General features: G+C 67.8%; 10 protein-coding genes and 1 pseudogene. 2 read left to right on the top strand and 9 right to left on the bottom strand.

The genetic code is table 11. The features are described from left to right. Positions 1-4 precede the first annotated feature (4 nt). The gene (locus J5474_RS01755; RefSeq protein ID WP_209358720.1) at positions 5-253 is read left to right on the top strand and encodes a DUF2842 domain-containing protein; all 249 of its coding nucleotides are present in this window, start codon (positions 5-7) and stop codon (positions 251-253) included. A gap of 198 nt (positions 254-451) precedes the next feature. On the opposite strand, the gene J5474_RS01750 is transcribed toward J5474_RS01755, so the two are convergent. Then, positions 452-3151, bottom strand: a complete 2700-nt coding sequence (locus J5474_RS01750) for a hypothetical protein (protein ID WP_209358718.1) — start codon at positions 3149-3151, stop codon at positions 452-454. Between the two features lie 139 nt (positions 3152-3290). Here J5474_RS01750 and J5474_RS01745 point away from each other — a divergent pair, with 139 nt between their 5' ends. Next, positions 3291-3995, top strand: coding sequence for a thiamine diphosphokinase (locus J5474_RS01745; protein WP_209358716.1), 705 nt, complete (start codon positions 3291-3293; stop codon positions 3993-3995). A gap of 497 nt (positions 3996-4492) precedes the next feature. On the opposite strand, the pseudogene J5474_RS23085 reads toward J5474_RS01745, so the two are convergent. From J5474_RS23085 to J5474_RS01705, 8 genes and pseudogenes are all read right to left on the bottom strand, one after another. Then, positions 4493-4816 (bottom strand): annotated as a pseudogene (locus tag J5474_RS23085) (EamA family transporter); the annotation flags it as partial. Positions 4817-4908: 92 nt separating this feature from the next. After that, positions 4909-5820 carry a DMT family transporter gene (locus J5474_RS01735; protein ID WP_245216184.1) on the bottom strand — a complete coding sequence of 304 codons (912 nt, stop codon included), beginning with the start codon at positions 5818-5820 and terminating at the stop codon, positions 4909-4911. A gap of 121 nt (positions 5821-5941) precedes the next feature. After that, positions 5942-6877: an AEC family transporter gene (locus tag J5474_RS01730; protein WP_209358714.1), complete on the bottom strand. Its 936-nt coding sequence runs from the start codon at positions 6875-6877 to the stop codon at positions 5942-5944. 162 nt (positions 6878-7039) lie between these two features. Beyond that, positions 7040-7837, bottom strand: a complete 798-nt coding sequence (locus tag J5474_RS01725) for an MBL fold metallo-hydrolase (protein WP_209358712.1) — start codon at positions 7835-7837, stop codon at positions 7040-7042. Further along, positions 7834-8652, bottom strand: coding sequence for a TatD family hydrolase (locus J5474_RS01720; protein ID WP_209358710.1), 819 nt, complete (start codon positions 8650-8652; stop codon positions 7834-7836). Before J5474_RS01720 ends, J5474_RS01725 begins: the two co-directional genes overlap by 4 nt. 588 nt (positions 8653-9240) lie before the next feature. Further along, the gene (locus J5474_RS01715) at positions 9241-9648 is read right to left on the bottom strand and encodes an acyl-CoA thioesterase (protein WP_209358708.1); all 408 of its coding nucleotides are present in this window, start codon (positions 9646-9648) and stop codon (positions 9241-9243) included. Further along, on the bottom strand, positions 9645-13073 hold the full coding sequence (locus tag J5474_RS01710) for an AAA family ATPase (RefSeq protein WP_209358706.1): 3429 nt from the start codon (positions 13071-13073) through the stop codon (positions 9645-9647). The genes J5474_RS01715 and J5474_RS01710 overlap by 4 nt, the downstream gene beginning before the upstream one ends. Continuing rightward, on the bottom strand, positions 13073-14311 hold the full coding sequence (locus tag J5474_RS01705) for a metallophosphoesterase family protein (RefSeq protein ID WP_209358704.1): 1239 nt from the start codon (positions 14309-14311) through the stop codon (positions 13073-13075). Before J5474_RS01705 ends, J5474_RS01710 begins: the two co-directional genes overlap by 1 nt. Between the last annotated feature and the right edge of the window lie 469 nt (positions 14312-14780).

Below are 14780 nucleotides of genomic sequence, written 5' to 3'. Positions count from 1 at the left end.
TCCGATGGCGCTCAGCTACAAAGTGCGACGGACCCTGTCGCTGCTGGTGCTGGTGGTGGGGCTGCCGCTCTACATCGGGCTGGCGATCTGGGTGGTGAGCCTGTTCGACCGGCCGCCGATCTGGCTGGAATTCATCGTCTACGTCGTACTTGGCGTGCTGTGGATGCTGCCGTTGAAGGCGGTGTTCAAGGGGGTGGGTCAGGCAGATCCGGACGGAGAGCCGATCCGCTACGAGGATGACGGGCTGAAGTGAGAGAGAGGCGGCTCCCGCGGGGGCCGTTTTCCATTCAGACGCGGGGGGCGCAGGGCCGGGACGGTACTGTTCCGGCTGCGCCGGAAGGCGCCCGCCCGCCGGCCCATGGGGTGTGTGACTTTTCGAAAGACCATGTGCAAAGGCGCCCCGTGGGGCGCCTTTTTCGTTCAAATTGCCGTGGTCTGTGTGGGCAGGGCTTCAGCCTGCGGCGCGGTCAGGCTTGAAGCTGATGCGCTCGGAGGCGGTGAAGCGGCCGCCGGCGGTTTTCTTGATCTTGCCCTCGCGCAGGAGCTGGCCAAAGCTGCGCAGTCGGTCCTCGCGCGAGGATTCCTGCGCCTCCGCGAGGCGGACGGTCGACATGAGTTGCGGGCGCGAGAACTGATCGCGGCCCTCGACATAGGCCATGTAGGCGGCGGCGGCTTCGAGAAGTTCGGGCAGCTCGCTGGCACCGACCTGCTCTGCGTAAGCAACGAAGCCGTCGATGGCGGGGTCGACAGCCACCGGGGTCGCGACGCGCGGCGCAATGTCGGCGATACGCTGCACGCGTCGCGGACGCACCGGGACGGTGCGCGGCAGGTCGGACGGGGCCGGCGTGGGGCTGGCCACGCGCTGCGCGGCGACCAGCTTGAGCGGGGCAGGGCGCGATGCGGCGGCGGTCGGGCGTTCCGTGCGGGCCGCGCTGGCGGGGGCCTGGGGGCGGCGCGGGCGCACCACGTTGGCGAGATCCTCGCGGTAGGGTTCCTGTTCCTCGGCGGCGTCGGCCTTCCGGCCCAGCAGGCGGTCGGCCTTCGTCGCGGCTACGGCTGCGCGCAGGTGGGCGATCGCGGTACGGCGGCGGTTGCCCTCCGGTTCGTCCATTTCCGTGTCGGTCTGGTCCATCAGCCGCGAAGTGTCGTCGTCCTTGACCTCGCGCTCCGTCAGAAGGGCGCGGGCGGGGCTCGCCATCTTCACCGTCTTGCGGGCGGAATCGCGGATCATCGCCTCGACCGGGTCGTCGTGGAGGTCCTCGTCGCCGTCGTCCTGCGCAGTGGTCGTGTCGTCCTTTGCCATGGCAGTGTGGGCGGGTACCACCGGGTTATCGAGGCGCAGCGGCATCGGGTCTGCGAGGTCGTCGAAATCTTCGTCGTCGTCAAGGTAGGAGTCCGGGTCGCCCCAGCCGTCCGCGATGGCGCGGGCGCGGGCGTCTTCGGTCTCCCGCTGTTCGGCCGCATCGCTGCGGTCGTGGTCGGCGTCTTCCTCCGCAAGGGCGGTGGCAGGCTGCGGTTCGGAAGCGGACCACGGTTCGCCTGTCTCCTCGTCGGCCCAGGAGTCGAATTCGCCACTCAGCTCCGCCTTCACGGCAGCCAGTTCGCGGGCGAGTTCCTCCTCTTCCTCCGGCGAGAGCGTGCTTTCGTCAGCCAATGGCAGCGGTGCGGTGGCGGTCTGCGCGGCGTCTGCCTCCTCGTCGTCGTCGTACTCCTCAAGCTGCCCTTGTTCCACTGCGCGCAGGAAGTCGGCGCGCTTCACTTTCAACACGCGGGCGCGGGGAGCGGCGGAGGGCTCCGGAGACAGATCGGTTTCGGGTTCGCCGAAGCCGTCTTCGTCGGTCTCCGCGTCCACCGAAGGGGTGCTGCCGGTCACGGCGTCTTCGGCATAGGCAGGCTCGGCGAACATGTTGTCATCGGCGGCGGGGTGCGCCTCGTGATCGTCCTCGGACCCGACCGCGGCTTCGGTGTGCGGGGAGGCCGCTTCGGCAACGCCGTCGAAGCCATCACCCTCCTCACCGTAGAACTCGTCGGCTATGTCGTCTTCATCATCGGTCTCGTCAAAGGCTGCGAGGAGATCGTCCACGGCGTTATCCATGGCCGTATCCGGGGCCGTATCCGGGGCTGTATCGCCCGGGGCGGCGACGTCCTCCGGCGCGTCCTCGCGGGCCATCAGGCTGGCGATGCTGTCGGAAAGCGCGGTGTCGCTGAAGGCTTCGGCGACCGAGGCGCCCTGCGCGGCGGTACGCTCGAAGCCGTGCCCGGTATCTCCGGCCTCAAGCTCGCCCAGGAGGGCGGAGAGAGCTTCGTCGTCCACCTCGTCACCGGGCTCATTGTCAAAAAGCGATTCGCCTGTGGCGGCGATCGCAACCACAGAGGTCGCGGTAGCAGGGCGGGTCTGTGCCGCAGCGGGGGTGTCCATGGCCTTTGCTGCGACAACGGCGCGAATGCGGTCGAGCTTGGCCGCAACGCTATCCGGGTTGGAGGGTCGCGGAGCAGGCGCGACGTCCTCCACGGCGGACGTGCGGTCTGCCGGATCGGGGATGGCGGTCGAAACCGCCGAATTCGGATCGGTGGCCGGGGCCCGAGCGGCGGCGTGCTGAGCCCCCATCGATGCCGCATCAGGTACAGACGCAGGTTCAGGCCGTGCAGCGTCGGGCAGGGCAGAGTCCGCCCGCGCGGGTGCGGCGGGTGCGTCAGTCCGCGCGGGTGCGTCAGTCGCGGTCAGGTCTGCCACGCTCCCGGCCGCGTCCAGATCGACGGGACGTTCTGTGACGATGGCAGTCGCTTCGATCGTATCGTCATCGGGCAGGAGGTCGGAGGTCTCCCCGGCCATCGTGTTTTCGCCTGCGCGGCCCGGACCGGCGGCAAGCGCGGCAGCCAGCGCACCGGACGACGCGGCGTTGGGTTTGCCGGTGCCCAGCGTCAGCTTGCCCTCGTCGCCCTGCGTCCGGGCGAGGTGATTGCGCATCATCTCGGTGGCGAGATCGGCGTCGAACTGCGGCGGTTCCGCACCGAAGAAACGGTCATTGCTGACCACGGACCGAAAGAAGTGCGTCGTCTCCTTGACCACGGCAAGCGGATCCTCGAAACCCTCGGCGGTGCAAGAGAAGGTTCCGTAGGATACGGTAAGGATCTTGCTTGAACTCACCATGGTGCTGCTCACTTTCGTTCGTTATGCAACAGAATGTTTACCATGACCACTCGGACCAAAGCTGACCGAATCTGTGCCACTCAGCGTATCATTTCGTGGCGCGATTGTGGTCTGTTTCCCAAAGCCGCATTAATCTGACATGAATACTAAAATTGTTCAAAGCCGTTCCGAGGTGCTTCTGGTGGGGGGCGGGGCGCTGTCCGATGACGCGCTGGCGTTGGCACTGTCGGCGGCTGGGACGGTCGTCGCAGCCGACGGCGGCGCGGCGCGGGTGCTGGCGGCGGGGCGGATGCCGGATGCGGTATACGGCGACATGGACTCCCTGTCCGAGGCGGTACAGGCGCGGCTGGCACCCGGTGTCCTGCAGCGGGTGGCGGAGCAGGACTCGACCGATTTCGATAAATGTCTGCGCCATATCGAGGCACCTCTGGTGCTGGGCCTTGGTTTTCTCGGGGCGCGGCTGGACCACCAGCTGGCGGCGATGACGGTACTGGCGCGACGTCCGGATCGGCGCTGTGTGCTGGTGGGCGAGAATGACGTGGTCTGCCTGTGCCCGTCAAGGATCGTGCTGGATCTGCCCATGGGGGAGCGGTTCTCGCTCTGGCCGATGGCGGAGGTTCGAGCGCGGTCCGAGGGGTTGCGCTGGCCGCTGGAGGGGCTGGGATTCCGGCCCGACGGGATCACGGGAACCTCCAACGCGGTCATCGGGCCGGTGCGGCTTGAGATGGCTGCGCCTGCGATGCTGCTGATCCTGCCGGTGGCGCATCTGGGCGCGTTGCGGGCGGGGCTGGCGGCGGCACCGCGCTGGCCGGCGCAGGCCGGCGGAGGCGGTGTTCGCGCATGACGATATAGAGACCGGAGGCCATGGTCAGCGCAATCCCGAGGCTGGCCAGCGGTCCCGGCAGGTCGCGCCAGATCAGCCAGCCGATCAGGGTGGCGGCGGGGATCGAGGTATTGCATGGGCGCGAGCGTGCTGGCGGGCGCATATTTCAGCGCCCATGACATCGCCAGGTGCGCGAAAGTGCCTATCACGCTCATCACGGCGACGAGGGGCCAGAGGTCGGCGCCCGGATCGGTCCATGCGGTGGCGGCGGTACCGGCGGGCGCGACGGCCATCGGCGGCAACAGGATCAGCAATGCGATGGGTGCAGCGGCGGCCTGCTGCGCGATCGGGTCCAGGCGTGGCCCGAGCCTGCGGCTTAGCAGCAGGTAGAGAGTGAAGAGCAGCGCCACCCCCAGCGGCAGGAATGCGGCCGGTCCGGTTTCGATAAAGGCGGGTTGCAGCACCATCAGCGTCCCGGCAAAGCCCGCGATGCAGGCACCGATGCGGTGCGGGCCGACCTGCTCCGCCAAAAAGAAGCGTCCCAACAGCAGCGCCATGAAGGGCATGACGTAGATGATGGCGAAAAAGTCCGCCAGCGGCAGGGTGCGCAGGGACACCACGATCAGGCCGATGGCAGCGACATGCAGCACCGTGCGTGCGGTCAGCAGGGCCAGCGTGCCGGGGCTCATCCGCCAGGAGCGGCGCAGGAGGAATACGAGGGGGATCAGGATCAACCCCTGCGCGAGGAAGCGCAGGGTGGTTATTTGTCCGACGGAAAGATGTGCGCCGAGGATCTTGGCCAGCGCATCGGCAAGCGGCGCCGTCAGGCAGACGGCCAGCATCAGGGCGATACCGCGAAGCGGCTGGTCGGTCTGGGTCATGGACATAGGGCGTTAGCATGGTCTGGTCCGGCGGGGCTGTCCATCCACACGGATCAGGCGGGCGGAACGGGGCGCGCTTCCCTCTCGATCCGGCGTTCGCGGGCGATGGTATATAGCCCGGAGGCGATGATGATGGCGATGCCGAGGATGGTCAGCGGGGTGGGGAGGTCCCCGAAGGCGAGGTACCCCACGAGGGTGGCGCCGATGATTTCGAAATACTGCAGGGAGGAGACGAGCCCGGCGGGCGCCATGCGTAGAGCATAGGTCAGCAGAACATGGGACACGGTGGCGATCAGACCGACACCCGCGAGGGTGAAGAGGGCGAAGCCCGAAGGCATCACCGGGTCGAGGAAGGCGTTGCCGCTGCCGTCGGCCAGCATCACGGGGGGCAGGACAAGGACCGTGGCGGCGAGCGACGTGTGCGCTTGCACCACCAGCGGGTGGGCCTTTTGGGACATGGCGCGGGTCAGCAGCATGTACCCGGCAAAGAGCGCTGCGGTGGCAAGCGGCAGCAAGGCGATCGCGCCAAGGTCGCTAAAGCTCGGGCGGATCACCAGCAACGCGCCGCCAAAGCCGACGAGGCTGGCCGTGATGCGACGCCAGCCAATGGGCTCCTTCAGGAAGACCGCGCCCATGAGCGAAACGATGAAGGGCGAGACGAAGAAGATCGCGATGGCATCGGCAAGCGGCATGGCGCGCAGCGCAGTGAAGAAACAGAAAGTGGCGAGGATCAGCGTCAGGGCGCGGGCGGCGTGGAATGCGGCGGCGCGCAGGGTGGTGCGGGCCGGGAGCCGCATGGCCAGAAGCAGCGGGTAGAGCAGCGCCACCTGTATGCCGAAGCGGGCGACGAGGATCTGGGCGACGGGAACCTCGGGCGGCGTCGCCTTCGCAAAGGCGTCCATCACCGGGGCAAGGGCACAGAAGGCCAGCATGAAGAGGATGCCGAAGGTGGTGGAACCGGTCATGGGGCGTCTTTCGTCGTTGGTTGTGTCGGGCCGGGCCCGGTTACGGGCGCGGCGTCAATCCCGTCCGAGGTCTGGTCGCGCGGGTCCGGCGGGGCTGGCAGCGGTGGGCAGAGCCATGCGGTCATGGCAGGAGGGTCAGCCAGCCCCATGCGGTCAGCACGGATATGGTTGTGGCGACCAGCACACCCGAGGCTGCAACCCGCTTTGCCCTGCCGTACATGTTGGCAAAGACATAGGTGTTGATCCCCGGCGCCATGGCGGCGGTCAGCACGACCGACCGCATCGCGCCGGTGGACAGACCGAAAAGGTGGCCCAACGTCCATGCGATGGCCGGGTGCAGCACCAGCGAGACGGCGCAGATCATGGCAATGACGCGGAAGTCGCCTTCGGGCCGGTAGCGGTACAACACACCGCCCATGCCGAAAAGCGCCGCCGGCAAGGCGGTGCGGATCATCAGATCGAGCGCGTGGGCGGCGACGTCGGGCAGGCGCGCGTCGGCGAGGTTCGCCACAGCACCGAGCGCGATGGCGATGACCAGCGCATTGCGGAACATGGCGCGGGTCACCTTGCCCGGCAGATGGCGCGCGGCCAGACCGTCGCGGCGGGCGCGCACGATCTCCATCGCGGTGATGCCGATGGCGTAGCAGATCGGGGAATGCAGCGCGACGATGACGTAATTGAACTGCAGCGCCTCCGGGCCGTAGGCGCGTTCGGTGATTGGCAGGCCCAGCATGACCGTGTTGGCAAAAAGGCAGCAGAAACCGATGGCGACGCAATCCTCCCAGTCCCGGCCGAACAGGACACGCGCGCCCAGGAATCCCGCGGTAAAGCCCACAACGGAACCGGTGTAGAAGGCGACGATCAGCCATGGGTCGAAGGCCGGTCCGAGGTCAAGCTGCCAGATTCCGCGAAACAGAAGGCAGGGCACGGCGAAGTTCTGGGTGAACTGCATCAGCCCGTCGACGGCGCTTTCGGAAAAACCGCCCTTCCAGGCCGCAAGGTATCCCGCGCCGATAACGAGGAAGACCGGCAGGATGACGTCGATGAGCGCCTGCATCGGGGTCAGATGCCTCCGCTCGGGCGATGCCGCCCCGTCAAGGGCAGGATGCCTCCGACGGGAGTATGTGCACCAAGAAGAAACCGGGCACGCGCTTGAGCTTCTTCTTGGTGCAAATACTCTGGGTAGGACGCGCCACAGGCACGGCCGGGGCGGAGCCCCTCAGAGCGCATAGGTCAGCACCATGCCGTCGAAGGCCGGGGTGACATGGGCGGGCGTCTCCGCCGCCACCGTGTCGTGGTCGAGGTCGATATGCATATTGGTCAGTACCGCGCGGCGGGGGCGGGCGCGGTCGATCCATTCCAGCGCGAGATCGAGGTGCGCGTGCGTCGGGTGCGGCTTGCGGCGCAGCGCGTCGAGGATCCAGCAGTCGAGGTCTTCGAGGTGGCTCCATGCCTCCTCGGGGATCTTCGCGACGTCGGGCAGATAGGCGAGGTCGTTGATGCGGAACCCCAGCGCGTCGATGCTGCCATGGTTGACCCGAAAGGGCGTGAGGGTGATGTCGCCGCCCGCGCCGGTGACTGTAAAGGCACCGTCGATGGTGCGCAGGTTCAGGATTGGCGGGTACGGCGAGTCCTCCGGCTGGATGAACGCGTAGCCAAAGCGTGAGATCAGGTCGTTCTGGGTATCGCCGTCGGCCCAGACATCAAGGCGTTCACGGGTGTTGAACACGATCTGTCGCAAATCGTCGAGCCCATGGGTGTGATCGGCGTGGGCGTGGGTCCAGGCCACCGCATCCAGCGCTCCGATCCCGGCGGAGAGCAGCTGATCGCGCATGTCGGGGGTGGTGTCGATCAGCACGCGGGTGGTGCCTTTTACGGAAACGCGCTCGACAAGCAGGGAACAGCGGCGGCGCCGGTTCTTCGGGTTTCCCGGATCGCAGTTGCCCCAATGACCGCCGAGGCGGGGCACCCCGCCGGAGCTGCCGCAGCCGAGGATGGTGAAACGCAATTCGGTCATCCGGCCGCCGCAGCCGGAGGGGCGGGACGCCATGCGGCGGCCTTGGCAAAGAGCCGGTCGAAGTTCGCCTCTGTCGCGGCGGCGAAGTCCTCGTAGGACAGGCCGTAGACCTCGGCACCCTTCTGCGCGGTGTGGACAACGTAACCCGGTTCGTTGCGTTTGCCGCGGTAGGGCGGCGGCGCGAGGTAGGGGCTGTCGGTCTCCACCAGGATGCGGTCGAGCGGCGCGCTGGCAAAGATATCGCGCAGGTCCTGTGACTTTGGGAAGGCGGCGATGCCGGACATGGAGAGATAGAAACCGAGGTCGAGCGCGGTTTTCGCCAACTCGGACCCGGAGGAAAAACAGTGCATCACGCAGGAGTATGGTTTGGCGCGATAGCCTTCGGTCAGGATGCGGGCCATGTCGTCGTCGGCGGCGCGGGCGTGGATCACCAGTGGCAGACCGGTCTCCTGCGCCGCCTCGATGTGGGTGCGCAGCGAGGTCTGCTGAATTTCGGCGCTGTCGGCGGTATAGTGGTAGTCCAGCCCGGTCTCCCCGATGGCGACCATCTTCGGGTGCCGCGCGATCTTCAGCAGATCGTCGACAGAAAGCAGCGGTTGCTCGGCAGCGCTCATCGGGTGGATGCCGAACGCGTAGAAGATGGGGTCGTGGGCCTCCGCGATGGCGCGGACTTTCGGTTCGTTCTCGGACTTTGTGCAGATGGTGACCATGCGATGCACGCCGCTGCCTAGCGCGCGGGCGATGACGTCCTCGCGGCAGTCGTCGAAATCAGGGAAATCGAGGTGGCAATGGCTGTCGGTGATGCGCGTGGTCATGGGGACTCCTTTGTCGCCTTGGTATCTAGAAGGACATGGAAAGGGTCAAGACGACCGCACCCCGGCACGTGGCCTGAACGCCTGCCAAACCCGATGGCGGTCGGGGTGGGGCGTGGGTGCAGGGCAAGCCACTCATTTGGCAGTGATGCCGGAAGAGGGCGGTGAGGGCGTCTAATCGATGAGTACCCCTCCGTCCTCTGGGAGATGCGGACCAGCTTCTTTTCGGGAGGATGGCTGAGAACAGTCCTGTGAAAGAGGAGCAATTCGAGACCCGGATTGATCATCCACGCGGAGGTCTCCATGGCTCTTGGGAAAGAGGGGCCGCAGGCGTGTCTTCTGGCCCTTGGCAGCCTTAAAAGTCGTCCATCACTCAAATCTCATCAGGGAGCTTTGACCACGGTGACAGGTGGCAATCTCTGGGGTCCGATCCCAGTTACCACGCTGGTTTCACGAGATGGATTCCGTACCGCAAATATGTGGCAGAGCACCGGCGATCACATCGGCACGCTGCGATTGCGGTCCGCGCGGCTGGTAGTTGTGTCGAACAGGCGAGTGTTCGGCCGCATCACGCCCGTCGTGACGAAGGTGTCAGGCCTCCAGCCCCAGCGCTGCGCGCAACGGCGCCACGTCGCCCGCCCGGATACGCCCGTCGCGGTCGACGAAGACGCCGCGACGTTCGAACCCTTCGAGCAGCAATCGCTCGTCTTCGGTGACACGAAAATGCACTTCGAAGGTCCGCCCAGCCCAGTCGATCCTGTCCAGGTGGTAGCGGATGCGCTGGCCTTCTTGTCCGGGAGAGCGGAAGGCGACGTTGGTTTCCACCAGCCCGAAACCGCGCGACCCCAGCCGTGCACAGAGCGCCCGATGCCCGCCGTGGCCTTCGAGAAAGGCGTGGAAGGTACGGTCCATCCAGCGGAAGTAGTTCGGGTAGTAGACGATCCCCGCCGGGTCGCAGTCGCCGAAGGAAATCCATTGATCATGGGTGAAGAGTGTCATTCGAGACCTCGGATGTCATGCACTTTGGGCGCCTCCTCGCAGACCGCGCGGGCGATGTCGACCACGTGGCGGTGATGCGTCAGGTAGATCGCCTGACCCTGACGGCCAATCCGCTCCATCAGGCGACAGGCGGCACGGGTGCGGTCCTCGTCGAAGGTCTCGAAGATGTCGTCGCAGAAGAAGGGCAGGCGGCGGCCCTGCTGGACCAGTTGTTCATAGGCGGCGGCGCGCAGCGCGAGGTACAACTGAAAGCGCGTTCCCTTGGACAGGTCGGCGGCCATCTTGGCGGTGCCGGCTGCGTCGATCACCTGCAGGGTTTCGACGCCGTTTTCCACACGCGGCATGAGGCGGGTATAGGCACCATTCGTCAACTCGGAAAAGGCGCGTTCGGTGGCCTCCATCATGCCTGACCGGTGGTTGTCGCGGTAGCGGCGGATGGCCTCTTCGGCCAGCCGCAGGCCGAAATCGCACTCGAGGTAGTCGCGCGCCACGGCCTCCATCTGCAATTCCAGCGTGGTGCGGCGTTCGACCAGCCGGGCAATCGTGGCGTCTCCCGTTATGGCGCGCAGCGCGGTGTGCGCCTCCGCGCGGGCGGCAATGGCTTCGGTCAGGGCGGTCTCTGCGCGGGTGAGGTCGGCGCTGAGGCCTGCCGCCTCGGTGTCCAGCCCGCCGGCAGAGACCGCCTCCAGCCGCGCGCGGGCGGTCGCCAGATCGGGCGCGTCGAGGTCGGTCATCAGTGTCCGGTCGAGGTCGGCGAGGCGCTGGCGTCCGGCGATCACCTCGCGTGCCTCGCTTAGCGCCGCGCGCAGGACGTCGAGCGTTTCAGGCGCGCCGGGGAGCTGGGCGGCGAGGCTGCGTGTCTCCGCGTCGATGGCATCGAGCCGATCCCGCGCCGTGTCCAGTCGGACGGAGAGCGCCTCGCAGCGTGTCTCCAGTCGCTCGCGGGCCTGCTGCGCTTCCGCCGCCTTGCTGGCAAGCGAGTTCAGGGCCGCGTGTTGGTCGAGCGGCTGGGTTTCCGTCAGCGCATGAGCGGTGGCGAGGGGCGCCAGTGCCTCTCGCAGGAGGCGCTGATCCTCGATCATGGACTCCGCCTGATGTTGGGCCTGCGCGCGGCGGGCGTCTTCTTCGCGCAGGCGGCGCAGCGGGTCGAGAGAGGTGTCCAGCGCCTGCGGAGCAACGGCGCCGTCCAGGCATTCGGCAACACGGGCGTGCCACGCGGCGCGCGCCGTCTCGGCGGTGGCGGTCGCCGCGGCAAGGCGTTCGGCGCGGCTGTCGCGCTCCTCCGTAAGGCGCCGCACGTCCTCTTCGGCGGCCGTCAGGCGCTCAGCCTCGGCGCGAGCGAATTCAACCTGCTTTCGCGCGGCGTCGAGGGCTGACTCCAGATCGGGATTTTCCAGCGGCAGAAGCGGCCTCAACGCCTCCAGCAGCCGCGCGGCCCGGTCGAGCGTCGCAGCGTGTTGCGCCTCTGTCTTGTGCAGGGCACGCACGGCCGCTGCGGCTTCGGCATGGCGGTCTAGCCAGTCGCGGAACGCGGGCGGGGGCATCGGCGGCAGGCCCGCGCGGGTGGCAGCTTCCGCCGCTTGCGCCCACAGGGCATCGCGTTCTTCGGTGAGGGCCGCAAGACGGCTGGCAGCCTGCGCTGCGCGGGTCTCCGCTTCGGTGCGGGCGGCCTCCATGCTGCGCAGTTCACCCAACTCCCGGGCATGGGCGAGGCGCGCGGCGGCGATATCGTCGGCCTTGCGCAGCGCCGCTTCAAATGCCGCGGCGCTGGCCGCGTCCAACGCGCCCCGGTGCGCCCGCCAGAGTACGTCTCGTTCGGCCAGTGCGGCGCGGGCGTCGGTGTCGCTGATCGCGCCGGTGGCGCTCAGCCGCTCTGCTTGCGCGGCGTGGGCGGCGGCATCCTCCGCGTGGCGAGTCCGGTCGTCCGTCGTGCGGGCGATACGCTCGGCAAGGTCGGTGAAACGGTCGGCCAGAACCTCCGCAGCGGGCAAGTCCAGTGGAGCCTCCGGCAAAGTGTCGAAGGTCACGGCACCGTGGGCCAGCGTGGCCAGCGCTGTATCCAGCTGCATTCTCGCGCGCTGCACGTCGCTGCGCGCGGCGGCGTATTGCGGCGCGAGACGGTCAGCGTCGTGACGGGTCAGAAGCTCCGCCACCGGCGTGATCGGGGCCTGGCCGGCAATACGGTCGCGGGTGGCGGTGGCGTCCTTGAGGCGGGCGGACAGGGTTTCGATCTCTTCCGCTTCGCGGGCGCGGGCGGAGTCCGCGCTGCGCAAAGTGTCGCGAGCGGCTTCCAATCCGGCTATGTCAGTCAACGGCAGCACCAGTGCCTGCGGATCGGCCTCGGGCGCACCGAGGTCGCGGGCCAGCGCGGCCATCGCGGCGAGTGCCTCGTCCCGCGTCCGCTGGCGTTTCGGCAGATCGGGCACGGCGCTCAGGTAGCGCGTGCGCAGGGACGCGAGCGCGGCCAGCCGTTCTGCGAGAGAAAGGTGTTCCGGCACGTGTTCCAGCGTCTCCAATTCGGTCCGCGCCTCGTCGAGATCCTGCGAAAGCCGGTCGAGGTCGGTCTGCGCGCGGGCCCGGTCGGTGCCGAGGCGCACGAGGTGTTCAGGGTCGATGGAGATGTGCGCGGGCACGTTCTGTGCCGCCGCAAGGCGCGCCGCCAGCGAGTCGCGTTCCGCCAACAGGGGCAGGGCGCGGCGCAGGGTGGTGACCTCCGTCGCGCGGGCCTGCAAGGCGTCGCGCGCGACGCGGGCGCGGGCCTCGGTTTCCTGCGCCTCGGTCAGCGCCTTCTTCAGCGCCTTCAGCGCGGCGGCAGAGGTGTCCTGCGCGCGGATTTCCTCGCGCACATCCTCCAATTCCTTTTTCAGCCGTGCCATGTCCGTCGTGGAGGCGCGTTTCTTGTACAGTTGGGACGCCTCCGTCCGGGCCTGATCGAGCACGGTGGACAGATCGGCGATCCCGGCGGCGGCGGAAAACAGCAGGCGCCCGATATCGCCCTTGGCATTGGCGATGTCCTCGCCGCCGGTCTCGATTGTTTCGTCGTCGAGGCACAAAAGCGCGCGATATTCCGTCTCCGGCATCCCGATCAGCCCCTGCAGGGCGGCCTCCGGCAAGGCATTGCCGCTGGCGTCCTGCAAGGTCGATCCCCGGCCCGGCAGACGGGCAAAGCATTGCGGCGGGCCGTCGACCTCGATCAGACCGGAAACGCGCAGGTTCTTCTTCTGGTGCTGGAAATCGTAGGGCTCCCGGTGGCGGAAGCCGTAAAAGAGGCGCAGCGCGGCCTCCATCGTGGTGGTCTTGCCCGCTTCGTTCGGACCGTAGACGATATGAAAATCGCTTGCCCCCGGCGTCGGGGCGGGGCCGAAGTCATAACGGTGGGCCGTGAAATGGCCAAAGAAGTCGAGTGTCAGTTCCCGCAAACGCATCAGGCGGTGCCCTTCATCCGGGCGATGATCCGCAGGGCGCCGTCCTCCGCCAGACCGGCGGTCAGGCGGTCGGCGGCGGCCTCGTCCGGCAACAGGGCGGCGCGGCGCGCGGGCGGCAGGTCGGAAAGCAGTTGTTCGGCGTCGGCGCGCAGCGCGGAGTGGAACCCCGGCTCGGCGCGAATTTCAGCCATCAGCCGCGCGAGGTCGTCGACCGCAGACTTGGTACTGGTGCCGGCGGGCTCCGACAGATCAAGCGACAGTTTCTCCAGCCAGAGCCGCCCTGTGTCGCGGGCCAGCTGCGCCACGGTCTCTTCCCATGTGTCGCGGTCGCGTAGGATGGCCCAGCGCAACGGCGTGGCGCCCCTCAGGGTGACGCGCAGCAGGGCGGCGTCGCAGCCTGGTACTTCGGCCATGGCCCACAATTCGCGGCGCAGGACGTCGCGCAGCGCTTCGGCTTCTTCCAGCCCGGCGGCGTCGATCTCCACAACCGCGAATTCAACGGCGGCGGTAGGGATCTCGCCCACGCGCGTGATGAAGCGGGCATCGTCGTCGATCTCGATCAGCGTGGCGGAACGTGGTCCGGCCTCGCCGATGTCGCGGCCCTGCGGGCAGCCGGGCATGACGATCCAGGGTGTTTCAGAATGTACCTGTCGGCGGTGGATGTGCCCCAGCGCCCAGTAGTCAAAGCCCAGCGCGGCCAGTTCCGCCACTGTGCAGGGGGCATAGACGTCGTGCCCCTGCGAGCCTGCGAGCGAAGTATGCAGCATCGCCACGTTCACCGCGCCCTCGACGGGGGCGGCGAATTTCGGCAACAGGCTGTCCGGCGCCTGTCGCCCGGAGAAGCTGACGCCGTGCACCTGCACCGCTTCGTTCAGCGCCACGCGGCCACCGTGACCGGTAAAGACGTGCACGTTTTCCGGCAGGTCCAGGTCGCCGGTGATCGGGTTCTCCGCGTCGTGGTTGCCCTTGATGAGGAAAACCCGGATGCCCGCCACGCGCAACCGGTCCAGTTGGGCCAGCAGGAAGGCCGCAGTGCGGGCAGAGCGTTCCTGCCCGTCGAACAGATCGCCCGCGATCAGCACCGCGTCAACCGCCTCGGACAGGGCGGCATCGACAATGCGGGTGAGCGCGGTGCGGGTCGCGGCTATGACACGCTCGCGCAGGTCGGGGTCCTTCAGGGCCAGCGATTTCAGCGGTGAATCGAGGTGCACGTCGGCGGTGTGAATGAGTTTGGTCAAGCAGGGCTCCGCTAGGGTTGCGCGGACTATGGCCCGCGCGCGGCGGCGCTGCAATGGCCCCGGCGCGGCAGCGCTGCAATGGCCCCGGCGCGGCAGCGCTGCAATGGCCCCGGCGCGGCAGCGCTGCAATGGCCCCGGCGCGGCAGGGCGGAACCGGCCTCCACGCAGCCGGCAGGAACGGCGCCATGGCCCTGCGATTCGCGGCGCGGGCCTTGGTCAGGGGCGTATCTGCATTGCCGCAGGGGATGGCAGGGGGGCGGGCGGACTGCCTCATTTTGTGGCGCCGCGCCGCGGAGTGGCGGGACAAGCGCTGATTTATTCGGATACGCGGGGATCGCCGTTGCGCGCTTGCAGCATTACGGCGTACCCCTTTGATCAAGGTGACCGGATACGCCCGGTCCCCGCCGCAACGGCGCGGCATCTTCCGTCGAACGCCCCGACACACGTCGTCCGGGGCTGCAGCAATGGC

The organism is Sagittula salina (assembly GCF_017813235.1).
Lineage (GTDB): Bacteria > Pseudomonadota > Alphaproteobacteria > Rhodobacterales > Rhodobacteraceae > Sagittula > Sagittula salina.
The sequence above is the reverse complement of the archived record's forward strand: the minus strand, read 5'-3'. Positions and strand labels throughout refer to the sequence as shown.

Excerpts from the sequence above, each read along its gene's own strand:
- J5474_RS01725 (WP_209358712.1), bottom strand. The coding sequence starts at position 7,837 with ATGACCGAATTGCGTTTCACCATCCTCGGCTGCGGCAGCTCCGGCGGG.
- J5474_RS01710 (WP_209358706.1), bottom strand. The coding sequence starts at position 13,073 with ATGCGTTTGCGGGAACTGACACTCGACTTCTTTGGCCATTTCACGGCC.
- J5474_RS01735 (WP_245216184.1), bottom strand. The coding sequence starts at position 5,820 with ATGACCGGTTCCACCACCTTCGGCATCCTCTTCATGCTGGCCTTCTGT.
- J5474_RS01715 (WP_209358708.1), bottom strand. The coding sequence starts at position 9,648 with ATGACACTCTTCACCCATGATCAATGGATTTCCTTCGGCGACTGCGAC.
- J5474_RS01730 (WP_209358714.1), bottom strand. The coding sequence starts at position 6,877 with ATGCAGGCGCTCATCGACGTCATCCTGCCGGTCTTCCTCGTTATCGGC.
- J5474_RS01750 (WP_209358718.1), bottom strand. The coding sequence starts at position 3,151 with ATGGTGAGTTCAAGCAAGATCCTTACCGTATCCTACGGAACCTTCTCT.
- J5474_RS01745 (WP_209358716.1), top strand. The coding sequence starts at position 3,291 with ATGAATACTAAAATTGTTCAAAGCCGTTCCGAGGTGCTTCTGGTGGGG.
- J5474_RS01720 (WP_209358710.1), bottom strand. The coding sequence starts at position 8,652 with ATGACCACGCGCATCACCGACAGCCATTGCCACCTCGATTTCCCTGAT.
- J5474_RS01755 (WP_209358720.1), top strand. The coding sequence starts at position 5 with ATGGCGCTCAGCTACAAAGTGCGACGGACCCTGTCGCTGCTGGTGCTG.